Genomic DNA, 14,300 nt, shown 5'->3' with positions numbered 1-14,300 from the left:
GAAACGTCGAAGAGAGAAAGACGATAACCGCCTTGGAGAATTTTCCCCTGGCCATCCTGGCCAAGGCGCCTTTGCCGGGCCAAGTCAAGACGCGTCTGATTCCACGACTCGGCGCCGAGGCGGCCGCCAGACTGCACCGTCATCTGGTCTGGCAGACGCTGGAAACCGCCGTCGCCGCCACGGCGGCAGAGTCGATCACGCTATGGACGAGTCTTGCTTTTCCAGGTGAGCCTGAGCACGCTTTTTTTGATATCTGCAGAGCGCATTTCGGTATTCACCTGCGCCCTCAACCCGAGGAGGATCTTGGCCTGCGCATGCAGGCTGCGCTGGCTGCCATGCCAGGACCGGGCTTGGTAATCGGCAGTGACTGTCCGATGCTCGATACGGCCTTGTTGCAGCAATGCCAGGCTGCCTTGGCATCATCGGAGTGCGTGCTGCTGCCGGCGGAGGATGGCGGTTACGCTCTCGTCGGCGCGTGCCTGGCCGATCCTCGGCTATTTCAGGATATCGACTGGGGAACCGAGCGCGTGTTAGCCCAGACGATCGCGCGGCTGCAGGAACTCGGCTGGTCATATGCGTGTCCGGCACGCGTCTGGGATCTGGACAGGCCCGCCGATCTCGAACGTCTGCTGGGTCTGCCCAATGCGAAGCGCTGGCGCGAGATTGTTGACGAATAAACAAGCAACAGCACTTTTATATTGTCTATCATCCTGCTTATCGCTCACGGCCCAACCTGTACGCTAGGTAACGCTCCCAATCCACTAGAGAAATCGGCAACTGGCCGATGACCTCAATATCGCGATTCTCGAAAATGTCGCTCAGGCCGGACTTTTCAAGGATATCTATCTCGCGGTCGCGGTGCTTGATCAAGACCTCGAGATACGAATAAAAGGCGATGATCATGGCACTCACCCAGCGATTGACGGGCCAGGAGGGCCAGGCGTGATCGAGCTCGAATGATCTGGCCAGTGCCAGAGTCCCGGCGGCATCGCGCCAGGTTTCACCGGTCACCCAGCGATTCGTGGTGAAAAGTCCGATGGGCTCGCCCCAGGCATCCATGGAGATGGCGATCAGGTGGGTAGGATCGGCCAACTGGCCGGGGCGATTGTCCTCCGGTGGGCGCTGAAAGACATGAAAATGACCATGCTCTTCACTACCGCGGTGCGCATGGTAGTAGTACTGGCTGCCGGTATCCTTGTCGTAGACATCACCCTTGGGGAAATGATCGAACTCCAGGAACTCGCCTTGTCCCTTGAGCAGCTCCCCCACCAGATTGAGCCCGACCTTCTTCAATACCCGCTGGCAATCCAGGGCGTCCAGGGCAGCCGCATGCATGAGCTGCACGTCATCATCCCCATAGTCCGCGAGACTGGGTTCGCAAATGGCTTCAGCGATGCAATAAGACGATAACGCCGCATTCATACCAGCACCTCCGCGTTGCGCTTGTTCAAGATGAGTTACTGTTGTTGCGGTCCGCTGTAGCCCTGCTGAACGTTCACCACATAGGCTGCCAACGCCGCCAGATCCATCGACTCCCAGTCCAAGGGGTTCGTCGCCATGGGATTGACCATACAGATCTGAACCATCTCGTCGGCGTGCACTTCGTTCATGCCGTAGAGATTCATGCCCATGGCCACCTGGTGCGGATAGGCCTGCTCGAAGGTAGCTTGATAACGCTGATCACCGCTATGACAACTGGCGCAGGCAAGGCCGTTGCTGCTCAGGTCCGTATCGCTGAACAGCGTTTCGCCGCGCATCAGCAATTTCCGGGAATTTTGGCCATCTTCTTTATAACCTGGCGAGTAATCCGCCGGACGTTTCACCGCGCAAGGGTTTTTCTGGCTGTCCGCGGCACAGGGATTGGCACCGGCGCAGGGATTGGCACCGGCGCAGGGATTGGCACCGGCGCAGGGATTGGCGCCAGCACAAGGATTCTTTGTTGCGCACGGATTCTTCGTTGCACAAGGATTGGCGCCAGCACAGGGGGTCTTGCCCGCACAGGGATTGGTACCAGCGCAAGGATTTTGACTGGCACAGGGGTTCTTGCTGGCACAAGGATTAGCGCCGCATTGCGCCATCACCTGACCCACAGCGCCCACCATGGTCACCGTCAACAGGGTACCTGCAAGCGCACTCGCAAACGTTGCGGACCTGGACAGATTCAGAGATTTCTTGAGGTTCATGACAGCACTCCCGGGTCTGTTGGCTATTGTTATCGCCCTAACTGCGCGGTGGCATCGTCCCTCGCTTCGCCTTGCGCATACTGCTTGGTCGCGCGATATGCTTCGCCATTACACTCCTGCGTGATTTTTGTCTTGAACAACGAACAGTGCTTTCGCGGCAGTCGCGAAAACAGTCACTGCGATGTTATCGGTTCCTTTGTAAGGTCGTGGTTTTGAATGCGACCAAGCCTCATACTCTGACTCGCTTTGACATCCGACATGACCCGATCGATGGCCAACTTTCTCACCCTTCGCGATATCGACCCTTTGCTCATGGGGCTACGTCAGGCTTTACGCGAGGCGGAGTTCGACGTCAGCGAACTACGCCGCATGGCGGATACCGGCCTGGCCCATGAGCATGTCTGGATACATCGACGAGGCGGCGATGACCGGGTCGCACGCTTACCCAAACAGAGTCAGATGCGACTCGACCCGCAAGCCAATCTCGACTATCAGGCCTGTTGCTTCTCCCGAGCCGCTTTGAGTGGGCATACCCCGGCTCTACACGCAGTGCTTCCTCCCAGCGATGCGCTGCCCCGGGGCGGCCTTGTGGTGTCCGCTATCGATGGCCGTACTGCGCGATTACCCCACGACTTACCCGCTATCGCGCAGGCATTGGCCAACCTACATCGTCTGCCTCTGCCTCCAGCGGCAGCACGCCCACCGTTACTCACGCCCCGCTCACCTTGGCGGGCGGTGATAGAAGAAATTCGTGCCCAGGCAAGCTACCTGACTCAGGCCAACATCAGTGCGAATACCCATCGCCCAATATTCGAAGAACTCCAGCACCTGGAAGCATGGCTGGCAGAAGCTCATCCATCACCGCCAGCCCTGATCAGCTTCGATGCGCATCCCGGCAACTTCCTGATTCAAAACGATGGTCGCGCGGTATTGGTCGATCTGGAAAAATGCCGCTATGGCCTGCCGGGTCTCGATCTGGCACATGCCACCCTGTACACCTCCACCACATGGGATATCGCCACCCATGCCGAACTCAGCGTGGAGGAGGTACAGAGGTTTTATCGGCATTGGGCAACCGCCATGGGTGATGAGGACAGATATCGCGATCAAGATGCCGTGTTGCAGTGCCGCCGCGCCATGTGGCTCTGGTCGGTGACCTGGTGCGCCAAATGGCGTGTGGAGAATCACTACTCCCGTGATGCAGATGTCGGCGGCGAGGATTGGTCGACAGAGCTGAGCGATCCCACACTGATCGCTCATGTTCGCAACCGGGTCGATCACTATCTATCACCCTCGATCGTGGCACGAGTTTGCGCGGAGTTGCAGTGCCTGCATCAACTCGATCTGTTTGATTGACCGCTGCAACCTTTTCATTCATGACACTCTCTATTAAAGACGCTTTCTATTAACGCTATTAAAGACGCCTTCTATCGACGAAAAAGGAACTTCTTGCATGCTCCGATCACTCGCCTTGCGATTTCTGCCGCCGCTTATCGTCCTGCTGTCCGGCAGTTCGGCGCTGCAGGCACAGGTTCTCGATCTCGACGACTGGGCGTCAATCGAGGCCAAGGCCAAGGGCCAGACGGTCTACTGGAATGCCTGGGGCGGTGATGCGAACACCAATGACTACATCAATTGGGTAAGCGAACAGATGCAGTCGCGCCACGACATCGAGGTGGTGCATGTGAAGCTCGGCGATACCGCCGAGGCAGTGTCCCGGGTGGTGGCCGAGAAGGCCGCTGGCAACAGTGAAGATGGCGCCGTCGATCTCATCTGGATCAACGGCGAGAACTTCGCGGCAATGAAGAAAAATGACTTGCTGTACGGCCCTTGGGCCGAGCGGCTACCGAACTTTGCGCTGACCGCCCCGGAGGCCAATCCCGAAATGCGCAACGACTTCACGCTGCCGGTGGAAGGCCTTGAAGCTCCCTGGGGCAAAGCACAGATTACCTTCTATTACGACAGTGCGAGGGTGGAATCGCCACCCAAGACTATGCAGGCACTGCTCGATTGGACTAACAGCAATCCCGGTCGCTTCACCTATCCACTGGTTCCCGATTTCTTCGGCAGCACCTTTCTCAAGCAGGCCTTGCTGGGCCTGGTCGAGAATACCGAGCCGCTTTATGAGCCCGTCAGCGAGGCAGATTTCGAGATGGTCACCGCGCCGCTATGGAAGTACCTTGATGCGCTACATCCACATCTATGGCGCGATGGCACAAGCTTCCCGAGGAGTGGTAGTGCGCTGCGCCAGTTGATGGGCGACGGTGAACTCAGCCTGGCGTTCACTTTTAATCCTTTGGAGCCCGCCGCCGCGGTGGCCGATTACCAATTGCCGCCGACCACCCGCAGCTATGTGCTCGACAACGGCACGCTGGGTAACGTGCATTTTGTGGCCATTCCCTTCAATGCCAGCCATAAGGCCGGTGCGCTGGTGCTGGCCAATTTCCTGCTCTCTCCCGAGGCGCAGGCGCGTAAGCAGGATATCGAGGTGTGGGGCGACGCCACCGTGCTGGCCATGGATGTACTGAATGAGAAGCAGCGGCAAGCATTTAGAGTGCTTCAGGATAACCCCGCGACACTGCCAGCCGACGCACTACAACGTACGCTGGCCGAACCGCATCCGAGCTGGATGGAGCGTCTGGAGCAGGCCTGGCTCGAGCGGTACGGAGTGCGCTGATGCCCTCGGGATATGCCCTGGGTGTACGTCTGGCACCTTGGTTGGCGATCGCTTTGCTGAGCTTGCCGGTGGCCAGTGGCCTAGTGGGCGTCATCGCACCGGCCTTCGGCTGGCTGCCAGCCTTGGGCGGCGATACTTTGACACTGACGCATTGGCAGGCACTCCTGGAGAGGCCGGGGCTAGACCGCATGGTCCAGCTGAGCTATGTCACCGGCTTGGCCAGTGCAGGGTTATCACTGAGCATCGTGGTGCTGTTCCTGGGTGCCTTCATGCACACTCGACTGTTCAGTGCGGTACGTCGGCTGCTGTCACCCTTGCTGGCCGTACCGCATGCCGCAGCCGCCATCGGCCTGGCGTTTCTGCTCGCCCCTTCGGGGTTACTCAGCCGCGCGCTTTCTCCCCGGCTGACCGGCTGGCAACACCCACCCGACATTCTATTTCCTGGCGATCCGCATGGGCTGGCGCTGATCACCGGTCTCGTTCTCAAGGAAGTACCTTTTCTACTCTTGATGAGCCTGGCCGCACTGCCCCAATGCCGCGCCAGCGAACGCCTGCGTGTTGCACGCTCTTTAGGCTATGGACCGCTCTCGGCATTTCTCAAGGCCGTGCTTCCCGGGCTTTATCCGTTATTACGGTTGCCGGTCTATGCGGTGATCGCTTTTGCATCGTCGACCGTCGACGTGGCGCTGATCCTGGGTCCGACCACGCCACCCCCCTTGTCGGTCGCGGTATTACGCTGGCTCAACGATCCCGATCTGTCGATGCGTTTCATGGCCTCTGCCGGGGCCTTGCTGCAATTGGGTGTGACCCTGGCCGCGTTGGCCACCTGGTGGCTGATCGAATTCTTGGTACGTCGACTTACCCGTGCCTGGCTGGCGAACGGACGGCGCCGCAACGGCGATGCCTTGCTTGGAAGCATCGCCCTGGGCGCCGTCTCGTTTTCGCTGCTGTTGATCGTCGGCAGTCTGATCGGGTTGGTCTTGTGGTCGCTGGCAGCTTATTGGCCCTTCCCCCAGGCGCTGCCGCAGCCGATGACGCTACGTAACTGGATGGGCGCTGCCGGCAGCCTGTCTGACCCGCTGACCCAGGCCGCGGCGATCGGCATTGTTGCCACCCTATTGTCGTTGGTGTTGGTGGTCGGCGCATTGGAAGCCGAGACATTGCACGAACGCCAGACCCGGTCCTGGGCACAGCTGATCCTCTATCTGCCGTTATTAGTACCGCCGGTCGCCTTTTTATTCGGACTGGTGTTGATGCAGGTTCAGGTCGGTGCCCCACCGGGAATAGCAGCCGTGATCCTGGGCCATGCGGTATTCGTTCTGCCCTATATGTTTTTATCGCTAGCGGAAAGTTATCGCAGGCTGGATCCACGCTGGGCGTATCTCGCACGCAGTCTAGGCGCAAGCCCTGGACGGGTCTTCTGGCGGGTACGCTTGCCGATGCTCAGCGTTCCGCTACTGACTGCCGCCGCGGTGGGCTTTGCGGTGAGTATCGGCCAATATCTCCCCACGCTGCTGCTGGGAGCCGGTCGAGTCAGTACTATCACCACCGAAGCAGTCAGCCTGGCCAGCGGTGGCGATCGTCGGCTGACCGCGGTCTACGCCCTGATGCAATTGGCCATGCCTGCGCTGGGTTTCTCCCTCGCCCTTAGCCTGCCTCGGCTGGTATTCCGTCGCCGTAGCGGACTGTTGACCTCGTCATGAACGCTTACCGACGCCACTTTTCATCCCTAGGAGCCCCATGCATCCACTGACTCTGGAAGATGTGCATATCACCTTGGATGGCGCGCCCTTGCTTGGCGTTGATACCATCATCGCCCCGGGCGAAGTGCTGACGGTGATGGGCCCTTCCGGGGTGGGAAAATCGACGCTGTTGGCCTATATCGCCGGTTTTCTGTCACCGGCCTTCACTGCCAGCGGCAAGGTCCGGCTAGGCGATCGCGAACTCACCCGACTTCCCGCCGAGACGCGGCGTGTCGGCTTATTGTTTCAAGATCCGCTACTATTTCCCCATCTCAATGTCGGCGGCAATCTGGCCTTTGGCATGATCGCCGAAGGCTCACGGCGCAAGCGTCAGCAGCGTGTCAAGACCGCGCTCGAGGAAATCGGCCTAGAAGGATTCGCTCACCGTGACCCCGCCACCCTGTCCGGCGGCCAACGCTCCCGGGTGGCACTGATGCGCGTACTGCTGTCCAGACCCTGCGCAATGCTGCTCGATGAGCCATTTTCCAAGCTCGACGCCGCCCTGCGTAGCGACATGCGGCAGTTGGTCTTTGAGCGCGTACGCCAGGAACGTCTGCCGACACTGATGGTTACCCATGACGCCGCCGATGCCGAGGCGGCCGGTGGGCGTGTAATCGAGCTGGGAGTCGAGGCATGACCCTCATCAATGAAACGGACGCGAGGCCTGCCCTCACGCCCGATATCACAGCAACACTATGTCAGCTTTCAGTGATTGAACCTGCTTCGCCTTGCTAGGACTCCGCAGCGCAAGGATTCTTCTTGGCCGCACAAGGATTGGCAGCACAAGGATTTTTGGTAGCGCAGGGATTGGCCGCACAAGGGTTCTTCGTGGCGCAGGGATTCTTGGTAGCACAGGGGTTTTTCGTGCCGCAGGGGTTGGCTCCACACGCCTGCTGAGCTGCACAGGGATTCTTGCTTGCGCAGGGGTTGGCAGCTCCGCAGGCCGCCATGGCCTGCATGGCCGCACCACTCAGCGACATGGCCAACACGGTACCGGCTAGCCGAGATGCGACCTTGCCTCCACGAGAAAGGGAAAAACGCTTCTTGAGTATCATGAGGTCACTCCATCGTTTGTTATTCATCACCTGAAAGACACCATGTTTCGTTAGCGTCTGGTATTTGGTAGGCCGAAGGAGGAATCGCTTACAGATTAAACATTATTTTTATTGGTTATTTATTCATATATAAAACGCATATAAACGCACACTCTGAATCAGAGCAATATTCACCTGTCTGATGACTCAATATTCTCGCTCCATAGCAATGCATGCGGATCGAACCCTGTCTCGAGCGTTGGCTTGACGATCAAGAAATAAGGAGAGAAATCAAAGTCACGCGGAGTGAATAATGTGTAGTTGCGCTTCTTCAGCACCTGCTTTTTGCAACCCTGGCAACGCAGTTCATCCTCTGCCCATTCCCAGTCAGGAAGAATCGGATAACGAACCGACTGAAAAGCCTGAGCAAGCAGGGTCGAACAGATAGCGCGCGTGGGGTCGCCACTCCCCAGGCTCAACATGCCACGTCTCCAATGGCTCGGAACCGGAGGCAAGGGCAATAGATAACGCGCCAGATCAATGATGTTGCGCAGGTCGTATTGATACCCCACACGCTGATAGACGAACCTGATCAGATCGTCGATATCTTTTTCATTCAAGCCAACGGGACGGCAGATACGTAAGTTATAACCCTGGTATTCCTCGAAGCCGACGATCCTGACGCCTTCCGACAAATCCGCTTCGACAAAATACTTTTCTGTATTGCCCCCGTCACGCGCTTCTGCCTCTCCGACATACAATGCCGCATGGGACCAAGAGGATTGGGTCAGATATTTGATAGCGGTGCTCACCCTGGAGGTACCCTCTACCAACAATATGTCTCCCGGACGCAAGCATTTCAACAAGCTGCGTGGCTGATAATTCGGCGACGAGACGTACTGAGGGCGCGGGCAGGAGAGCCAACAACCCAACCAGTAACCAACTCGCTGTAGTAACGATTGCATAGTCTTCTCCTGACTCTCTTCGATATTATATCCTCTTGCTTTTGTATACTTGATATCACTTTTCTTACTTTGCCCCGACAGACCAACTACTATTTTCAACTCGTTGAGTTAAAAACTATTATTCTCACGTTCACACGAGCACCCCCTGATGCAACGACCTCAACTCAGTATCATCATTCCAACTCTGAACGAGGCCCAGGAAATTGAAACGCATCTCGTATCACTCTTGGGACTATGGGTATGTGGTAGTGAAATCATCGTCGTTGATGGTGGCAGCCAAGATCAGACCGTCGCCTTGGCCTCGCCATTGGCGTCACGGGTTCTGGTTTGCGAACCCGGACGAGCCCTGCAGATGAATATTGGCGCCAACGCCAGTCAGGGGAACTACCTTCTCTTCTTGCATGCGGATACACGATTACCCAAGCGCGCGGACAAGTTGATCTCTAGCGCACTCACAAGGCGAGCCTGGGGACGTTTCGATGTGAAACTAAGCGGGCGGCACGCCATGCTCAAGGTGGTTGCAGGAGCCATGAATCTGCGTTCTCGACTTACTGGCATCGCAACCGGCGATCAGGCGATATTCATGACGCGCCAAGCCTTCGATGCCGCAGGTGGCTTTCCTGAGCAGCCGTTGATGGAAGATATCGAGATGTCGGCTCGTCTCAGAAGGCTTTCGCCACCCACCTGCCTACATCATCGTGTCACGAGCTCCGGGCGCCGCTGGATGCGCAATGGACTCTGGCGCACTATCTTGTTGATGTGGCGGCTGCGTTATCGCTATTGGCGCGGGATGGATAGTCATTCACTTGCCAATCACTACCGGCACGTACGTTGAACAACTTGACCTCTCCTTTCAGGCGTTCATGATGACAGCAATCTGCACATGAGGTGTGGCAATGACTGCATCTACGACCGACAATAAGAACGAAAGAATGCAGCGGTTGGCGGCCGTTCGACCCAGGTTGGTATCGTTTGCCCGTTTACAGCTTCGTGACCTCGCCCAGGCCGAAGATGCCGTTCAAGAAGCGCTCGTCGCGGCCATGGAAAAGAATGACAGCTTTCGAGGGCAATCAGGTTACGAAACCTGGGTGTTCGGCATTCTCAAGTACAAGATACTCGATAGCTTGCGAGTTCAACGGCGCCAAGGAAACTGGCGACCCTGGGAAGACGAGCTGGACGAGGAAACCATTGATCGCCAGTTCAAGCAGAATGGCAGGTGGCAGGATATGGCTCGTCCTTCGAACTGGGGCGACCCTGAAGCGGCCTTCGTCAGTGAGCATTTTTGGCGAGTCTTCGACACCTGCATGATCGCCCTGCCGGACAACATTGCGCGTATCTTTTCCTTACGTGAACTGATGGGGCTTTCCACTGAGGAAATCTGCAGAGAAACCGGCATCAAGGAAAATAATTGCTGGGTCATTCTGCACCGTGCCCGATTGCGTCTGCGCGCCTGCATCGAACGCGGGTGGTTATCGGAGGAGTCATGATGTTTAGACTGATGATGTGCCGAGAAATTACCAAGTTGATGTCTCAGCGTCTGGATGCGCCCTTGGGCACCAAAGACAGGCTGTTGCTACGAATGCACATTGGTATGTGCGGAGCTTGCCGAGAGTGCAGCGAGCAGTTCGAGTTATTGCATATTGCCGGTGAGAAGTATCAGGAGCTGACTTTGGCCACCGATGAGACCAATGGTCCGAATCGTGCCCCTGAATAGCAGAAATTGCCCGCAAGAACGACTTACTAGAGCTCACTCACTCCTGCTCGCCAGTTGCCTCGTTGGCTACGGCGCTCAGTACACTGGCAATCTTGTTCAACGGCAACTCGCACTCCTGTAATTCGTGGCGCTTTGCCAGATAAGCGGGGTCGTTCCACTCGATACGCGTGGTATCGCCATCTTCGCGGATCACCATCTTCTGCGGTAGATCCAGCGCCGTGCTGCCCTGGCACTGCATCAACGGCGTGCCCACCTTGGGATTGCCGAAGATCACGGTGCGCGTGGGCGGCAGTTCGAGATCGACATCGGCAGCACCCTGGGCATGATCGACCACGGTGAAGAGCGTCAGCCCCCGTGAATCGATTGCCTCGCGCAGGCGAGTTTCCACCTCCTCGACCGATGACTGCGTGGTGACGTGCTCGATGCCGGGAAAGGGATTTGTCGACTGATCAGCCGAGGCGATACCTATCGATCCGGCGAGAGTCAGCGAAGCCAATGTCATTAAAATTCTTGATTTCATATTGCTTTCCTCTGCAACGTTGTGTCGATGATGCGCTCTTGCCCATCGTTCGAAGGACCATAGTGGCATCTCGCGTTTAGTCGATACGATCCACTAGCTCATTGAGATCCGAGACGATCATATCCGGGTCGCCACCCCAGGTATCAAAGGGTGCCTCGGCGCTACGGCGTATCCAGGCTGCGTGCAGCCCGGCATGCTTGGCACCGATCAGATCGAAGGGGTTGGAGGAGATCAACCAGACGTCCTGTGCGGCCACTTCCAGACGTGTGTGCAGGTGAGCATACACCGCCGGGTCGGGTTTGAAGCGCTTGACCTCCTCGACACTGACGATGTCCTCGAAATGCTGAAGAATCCCGGCCTGCTCGAGCAATCCGCTCACCGCCTTGCGGCTGCCGTTGGAAAACGCCACGCAACGCAGTTTCGATGAGTCCCCCAAGCGCGCCAACGCATCCGCCGCATCGGCAAAAGCCGGCAGGCGCGCATAGGTCGCCATCAACTGATCCTTGTCGTTGTCAGAAAGCTTCGTGCCCAAGGCACGATCGACGAACTCCAGCGCATCGCGGGTGCACTCGGAGAAGTCGGCATAGGCACCCATCAGGCCGCGGCGAAAGGCATATTCGAGCTGCTTGTCGCGCCAGCGCTGGGAGAACGTCGGTGTTTGATCGCCGATCAGCGCCAGCAGCTGCTCGTTGACACCATAGGTATCGATCAGGGTGCCATAGACATCGAAAGCTAGAACCGTGGACATCGCGCCCTCCTTGGTAGAGTTTCGGGTTCGGCTCTCAGTCTCGCCCATGGCCGAAGCGATGTCGACAGGCTGGCCACTCACCAGCCGCCCTCAACGCGAAGTCGCTGGTCGTCTCTTGTGCGCACAATCTGAATGCAGCCCCCCACCTGCACCCATGACAGAATCTAGCTGCATGCAAAAGAAAGGGTTTCCCCATGGATCTCCAGCAAATCGAAGCCGAGGTTCTGCCCCTTTCAGAGGAAGAGCGCACCGAATTGTTTCGGCAGTTGGTGTTCAGCCTGGATTCGCCATCTTCCGAAGAACTTCGCGCAGCATGGTTGACACAAGCGCAGCGCAGGGCAAGAGAATTGGACGGTGGCAGCGTTAAAGCGGTTCCGGGCGATGAAGTATTGAGGAAGGCAAGAGCACTGATTGGGTGAAGTACCATTTCCACCCGGCAGCGGACGCCGAGCTTCTGAAATCGGTAGGTTATTACGAATCACGGTTGCCAAGGCTGAGTGGCGCCTTGGTCTAAGAATTCTAGGCGCTTCCACATCCCATATTGTTTGACTTTTTATTTATTTCAGCGCTCCGCTAATGTGCGTCGCCTGCGTCGTCACCATTGAGCGGTTTGTTAGTAGATTCTGCTTGAAGGCGCTCAACCAGTCACACCTTGATGATTGATTGGCGGGTAACCCCAATACGCGCAGCCTCACGATCCAACGACTCTACGACCCAAGCAGGAAAATCCACGTTGATTCGTTTTTGTTCCAGGTTGGTACGACGGGCTGTGGACAGGTCAAGGTCTTCAATAATGTCCTCCTGGCCTGCGTCAAATTTTCTATCGAAGTCTTTAGCTTTCATAGAACTCAACCTCTTTCTTGCGGGAACGCCTGACTGAAATCAGACGGATACGACCTTTCCTGTACGTGACGACAGCCGACCAGTGTTTTTCGCCAATCTTGCCTATCAGAGCGAACCTTGGCTCATCCTCTGATTTTGCGCGGATTTCCAGCAGATACGGATCTTTCCACAGCTCTTGTGCGGCCACGAAATCAATTCCGTGCTTATCCAAATTGGCCTGACTTTTGGCTTCGTCGAATTCAAACTCATTCGTGAGTATAAACTATACTTTTTTTACTCAAATCGCAAAGTCTGAAAAGAAGCTGGAACTGCTAACGCGAAGCGCACCGGTGACTTTGACGTAGCGAGCGGAAACAAAGGCATCCGAGTGTCGCGGCTGGTTAAATTGCTATCGTTCACCCTGCAGACCATGCCATACCCGAAGAATGATGATGGTACTGGTATGAACCGAATATCGAACGACATATTTACCGAAAACCATATCTCGAACAGAGTCAGGTACCGGAGCCATTTCAACTGGTGTGCCGATTTTGGGGAAATCTGGTAGCAACTCGATTTTACCAACCAGCTCAATGGCTATCCTGGCTGCCGCTGACGGGTTGTGGATCGCAATGAATTCCCTGAGGCGCTTCAAATCTTCAATGGCTTCGTCCGTGTAAGCCAGTTTCACTTACCCGACCTCGGTGCATCCTGCTCGTTTTCAGCTCCCCAACTATTGAGCCAGCCATGAACTTCGCTGGCATCAACCACCTTACCTTGGGTTGCAGACTCCATTGCCTCCAGCGTTTGCTTCCAACGCTCTTGCTCAAGCTGTTGCTTTGCTATGTATTCCGACAATGCCTGGTTGATCACCCAGCCTTTGCTCCGGTGGAGCCTGCTGGCGATCGCATCAAGATGTTGCTCAACTTCTGCTTGAAGGCGGACTGTAGTGACACTCATGGGTGTATCCTCTAATCTGATGACTGCAATGTATTACATCATAGTCCAGAAAGGTGTGCCAAACAATTTAACGCCAACAGCACGCGCAGCTGCGAAATGGAGGCGAAGCCGCAATGTAGTAGGCTGTGATTGTGATTGTTAAGCCTTTGCTATCAGGTACGAACCTGCTCCAACCAGAAGCCCACCAGCCGAAGCCTTAACTGCTCGTTCTGCTCTAAGGCTCGTGGCGAATGACGCAACGGCCACTGCAAAATATGCATAGCCCAATTTGACGCCACCAACTGCGACAACGGTTAAAACTGAAATTATTGCTACATCCAAAGCCCTAATAGTGGCCAAATCAACAAAAACGGGGAGCAGACTCGCGTAGAAAAATATAGCTTTGACATCACCAAGGGTGAGGAGCAACCCAGAGAGAAAGCTTGCTGATAATTTGAATGCTGACCGGCCAGAGTCCTCCACCGACAATGAAGTTTTCGATCTCATTAGACTTATGCCAAACCAAATCAGATATGCACCTGCCAAATATCTCAGTATCAAGAAAAAGCTGCCCATAACTTCTGCCAACGCAGCCATTCCAAAAACAGCTAAAAACACAAAGACAAGATCACCGACTACAATTCCGGCCGCAACGGCACTGCCGTTTGAGAATCCGGCGGACGAAGAGCGAGCAACGACCAAGGCGACGCTAGTGCTAGGAACTAGCGCTAAAGTTACCATCGCTGCAAACAGAGCTAATATTTCGCCGAGACTCATAGTGATTCCTATGCTTAGCGCCCCGCATCAGTGGCTGACAAAGCGCGTAGCGGTTTGGCAGTGGAGTTCCCCCAATAAAATGGACACGCTCCATCAGCTAATCTCTTCGAACTCTAACGGAGTCCGATAGCCCAGGCCACTGTGCAGCCGTTGGCTGTTATAAAAGCCCTCAATATAGT

The 14,300-nt window shown here is 56.2% G+C and carries 18 protein-coding genes and 1 pseudogene; 9 read left to right on the top strand and 10 right to left on the bottom strand.

Features of this window, described 5'->3' with window-relative positions; translation table 11 throughout:
• Nucleotides 1-32 precede the first annotated feature (32 nt).
• The gene (locus ACPF7Z_RS15840; RefSeq protein WP_425194226.1) at nucleotides 33-677 is read left to right on the top strand and encodes a TIGR04282 family arsenosugar biosynthesis glycosyltransferase; all 645 of its coding nucleotides are present in this window, start codon (nucleotides 33-35) and stop codon (nucleotides 675-677) included.
• Nucleotides 678-714: 37 nt separating this feature from the next.
• Here ACPF7Z_RS15840 and ACPF7Z_RS15835 read toward each other — a convergent pair whose 3' ends face one another.
• Nucleotides 715-1,422 carry a DUF6969 family protein gene (locus ACPF7Z_RS15835; protein WP_425194225.1) on the bottom strand — a complete coding sequence of 236 codons (708 nt, stop codon included), beginning with the start codon at nucleotides 1,420-1,422 and terminating at the stop codon, nucleotides 715-717.
• A gap of 35 nt (nucleotides 1,423-1,457) precedes the next feature.
• Nucleotides 1,458-2,183 carry a hypothetical protein gene (locus tag ACPF7Z_RS15830; RefSeq protein WP_425194224.1) on the bottom strand — a complete coding sequence of 242 codons (726 nt, stop codon included), beginning with the start codon at nucleotides 2,181-2,183 and terminating at the stop codon, nucleotides 1,458-1,460.
• Between the two features lie 258 nt (nucleotides 2,184-2,441).
• Here ACPF7Z_RS15830 and ACPF7Z_RS15825 point away from each other — a divergent pair, with 258 nt between their 5' ends.
• From ACPF7Z_RS15825 to ACPF7Z_RS15810, 4 genes are all read left to right on the top strand, one after another.
• Nucleotides 2,442-3,539 (top strand): phosphotransferase, encoded by a 1,098-nt coding sequence (locus ACPF7Z_RS15825; protein ID WP_425194223.1) that lies wholly within the window; start codon nucleotides 2,442-2,444, stop codon nucleotides 3,537-3,539.
• A 97-nt stretch (nucleotides 3,540-3,636) separates the two neighbouring features.
• Entirely contained in the window at nucleotides 3,637-4,860 is a 1,224-nt protein-coding gene (locus ACPF7Z_RS15820; protein ID WP_425194222.1) for an ABC transporter substrate-binding protein, read from the top strand.
• Nucleotides 4,860-6,563 carry an ABC transporter permease gene (locus tag ACPF7Z_RS15815; protein ID WP_425194221.1) on the top strand — a complete coding sequence of 568 codons (1,704 nt, stop codon included), beginning with the start codon at nucleotides 4,860-4,862 and terminating at the stop codon, nucleotides 6,561-6,563. The genes ACPF7Z_RS15820 and ACPF7Z_RS15815 overlap by 1 nt, the downstream gene beginning before the upstream one ends.
• A gap of 37 nt (nucleotides 6,564-6,600) precedes the next feature.
• Nucleotides 6,601-7,239, top strand: coding sequence for an ATP-binding cassette domain-containing protein (locus ACPF7Z_RS15810; protein WP_425194220.1), 639 nt, complete (start codon nucleotides 6,601-6,603; stop codon nucleotides 7,237-7,239).
• A gap of 588 nt (nucleotides 7,240-7,827) precedes the next feature.
• On the opposite strand, the gene ACPF7Z_RS15805 is transcribed toward ACPF7Z_RS15810, so the two are convergent.
• Entirely contained in the window at nucleotides 7,828-8,601 is a 774-nt protein-coding gene (locus tag ACPF7Z_RS15805) for a YiiX/YebB-like N1pC/P60 family cysteine hydrolase (protein WP_425194219.1), read from the bottom strand.
• A 148-nt stretch (nucleotides 8,602-8,749) separates the two neighbouring features.
• Here ACPF7Z_RS15805 and ACPF7Z_RS15800 point away from each other — a divergent pair, with 148 nt between their 5' ends.
• From ACPF7Z_RS15800 to ACPF7Z_RS15790, 3 genes are all read left to right on the top strand, one after another.
• The gene (locus ACPF7Z_RS15800; protein WP_425194218.1) at nucleotides 8,750-9,436 is read left to right on the top strand and encodes a TIGR04283 family arsenosugar biosynthesis glycosyltransferase; all 687 of its coding nucleotides are present in this window, start codon (nucleotides 8,750-8,752) and stop codon (nucleotides 9,434-9,436) included.
• Between the two features lie 61 nt (nucleotides 9,437-9,497).
• Nucleotides 9,498-10,088 carry a sigma-70 family RNA polymerase sigma factor gene (locus ACPF7Z_RS15795; protein WP_425194217.1) on the top strand — a complete coding sequence of 197 codons (591 nt, stop codon included), beginning with the start codon at nucleotides 9,498-9,500 and terminating at the stop codon, nucleotides 10,086-10,088.
• Nucleotides 10,085-10,315 (top strand): zf-HC2 domain-containing protein, encoded by a 231-nt coding sequence (locus ACPF7Z_RS15790; protein WP_425194216.1) that lies wholly within the window; start codon nucleotides 10,085-10,087, stop codon nucleotides 10,313-10,315. Before ACPF7Z_RS15795 ends, ACPF7Z_RS15790 begins: the two co-directional genes overlap by 4 nt.
• A gap of 37 nt (nucleotides 10,316-10,352) precedes the next feature.
• On the opposite strand, the gene ACPF7Z_RS15785 is transcribed toward ACPF7Z_RS15790, so the two are convergent.
• Together ACPF7Z_RS15785 and ACPF7Z_RS15780 are read right to left on the bottom strand one after the other, a co-directional pair.
• A complete protein-coding gene (locus ACPF7Z_RS15785) occupies nucleotides 10,353-10,835 on the bottom strand; it encodes a DUF302 domain-containing protein (RefSeq protein WP_425194215.1) in 483 nt (160 codons plus the stop codon).
• Nucleotides 10,836-10,911: 76 nt separating this feature from the next.
• Complete coding sequence (locus ACPF7Z_RS15780) at nucleotides 10,912-11,583, bottom strand: haloacid dehalogenase type II (protein ID WP_425194214.1); 672 nt, start codon at nucleotides 11,581-11,583, stop codon at nucleotides 10,912-10,914.
• A gap of 194 nt (nucleotides 11,584-11,777) precedes the next feature.
• Between ACPF7Z_RS15780 and ACPF7Z_RS15775 the strand changes: the two genes are divergently transcribed.
• A complete protein-coding gene (locus tag ACPF7Z_RS15775; RefSeq protein ID WP_425194213.1) occupies nucleotides 11,778-12,002 on the top strand; it encodes an addiction module protein in 225 nt (74 codons plus the stop codon).
• Nucleotides 12,003-12,156: 154 nt separating this feature from the next.
• On the opposite strand, the pseudogene brnA reads toward ACPF7Z_RS15775, so the two are convergent.
• From brnA to ACPF7Z_RS15750, 5 genes and pseudogenes are all read right to left on the bottom strand, one after another.
• Nucleotides 12,157-12,426, bottom strand: a pseudogene (brnA, locus tag ACPF7Z_RS15770) (type II toxin-antitoxin system BrnA family antitoxin).
• Nucleotides 12,416-12,685: a BrnT family toxin gene (locus ACPF7Z_RS15765; RefSeq protein WP_425194276.1), complete on the bottom strand. Its 270-nt coding sequence runs from the start codon at nucleotides 12,683-12,685 to the stop codon at nucleotides 12,416-12,418. The pseudogene brnA and the gene ACPF7Z_RS15765 overlap by 11 nt, the downstream one beginning before the upstream one ends.
• A gap of 129 nt (nucleotides 12,686-12,814) precedes the next feature.
• Nucleotides 12,815-13,096 carry a type II toxin-antitoxin system RelE/ParE family toxin gene (locus ACPF7Z_RS15760; RefSeq protein WP_425194212.1) on the bottom strand — a complete coding sequence of 94 codons (282 nt, stop codon included), beginning with the start codon at nucleotides 13,094-13,096 and terminating at the stop codon, nucleotides 12,815-12,817.
• Nucleotides 13,093-13,365, bottom strand: a complete 273-nt coding sequence (locus ACPF7Z_RS15755; protein ID WP_425194211.1) for a CopG family ribbon-helix-helix protein — start codon at nucleotides 13,363-13,365, stop codon at nucleotides 13,093-13,095. The genes ACPF7Z_RS15760 and ACPF7Z_RS15755 overlap by 4 nt, the downstream gene beginning before the upstream one ends.
• A 138-nt stretch (nucleotides 13,366-13,503) precedes the next feature.
• Nucleotides 13,504-14,121: a LysE family translocator gene (locus tag ACPF7Z_RS15750; RefSeq protein WP_425194210.1), complete on the bottom strand. Its 618-nt coding sequence runs from the start codon at nucleotides 14,119-14,121 to the stop codon at nucleotides 13,504-13,506.
• Nucleotides 14,122-14,300: the final 179 nt, after the last annotated feature.

It is taken from the genome of Halomonas sp. GXIMD04776 (assembly GCF_049808615.1).
Taxonomy (GTDB): domain Bacteria; phylum Pseudomonadota; class Gammaproteobacteria; order Pseudomonadales; family Halomonadaceae; genus Modicisalibacter.
This window is presented reverse-complemented; position numbering and strand designations above follow the sequence as displayed.

Bases quoted from the DNA above. Each gene is read 5' to 3' on its own strand.
- ACPF7Z_RS15835 (WP_425194225.1), bottom strand. From the start codon at position 1,422: ATGAATGCGGCGTTATCGTCTTATTGCATCGCTGAAGCCATTTGCGAA.
- ACPF7Z_RS15830 (WP_425194224.1), bottom strand. From the start codon at position 2,183: ATGAACCTCAAGAAATCTCTGAATCTGTCCAGGTCCGCAACGTTTGCG.
- ACPF7Z_RS15825 (WP_425194223.1), top strand. From the start codon at position 2,442: ATGACCCGATCGATGGCCAACTTTCTCACCCTTCGCGATATCGACCCT.
- ACPF7Z_RS15820 (WP_425194222.1), top strand. From the start codon at position 3,637: ATGCTCCGATCACTCGCCTTGCGATTTCTGCCGCCGCTTATCGTCCTG.
- ACPF7Z_RS15815 (WP_425194221.1), top strand. From the start codon at position 4,860: ATGCCCTCGGGATATGCCCTGGGTGTACGTCTGGCACCTTGGTTGGCG.
- ACPF7Z_RS15810 (WP_425194220.1), top strand. From the start codon at position 6,601: ATGCATCCACTGACTCTGGAAGATGTGCATATCACCTTGGATGGCGCG.
- ACPF7Z_RS15805 (WP_425194219.1), bottom strand. From the start codon at position 8,601: ATGCAATCGTTACTACAGCGAGTTGGTTACTGGTTGGGTTGTTGGCTC.
- ACPF7Z_RS15800 (WP_425194218.1), top strand. From the start codon at position 8,750: ATGCAACGACCTCAACTCAGTATCATCATTCCAACTCTGAACGAGGCC.
- ACPF7Z_RS15795 (WP_425194217.1), top strand. From the start codon at position 9,498: ATGACTGCATCTACGACCGACAATAAGAACGAAAGAATGCAGCGGTTG.
- ACPF7Z_RS15790 (WP_425194216.1), top strand. From the start codon at position 10,085: ATGATGTTTAGACTGATGATGTGCCGAGAAATTACCAAGTTGATGTCT.
- ACPF7Z_RS15785 (WP_425194215.1), bottom strand. From the start codon at position 10,835: ATGAAATCAAGAATTTTAATGACATTGGCTTCGCTGACTCTCGCCGGA.
- ACPF7Z_RS15780 (WP_425194214.1), bottom strand. From the start codon at position 11,583: ATGTCCACGGTTCTAGCTTTCGATGTCTATGGCACCCTGATCGATACC.
- ACPF7Z_RS15775 (WP_425194213.1), top strand. From the start codon at position 11,778: ATGGATCTCCAGCAAATCGAAGCCGAGGTTCTGCCCCTTTCAGAGGAA.
- ACPF7Z_RS15755 (WP_425194211.1), bottom strand. From the start codon at position 13,365: ATGAGTGTCACTACAGTCCGCCTTCAAGCAGAAGTTGAGCAACATCTT.
- ACPF7Z_RS15750 (WP_425194210.1), bottom strand. From the start codon at position 14,121: ATGAGTCTCGGCGAAATATTAGCTCTGTTTGCAGCGATGGTAACTTTA.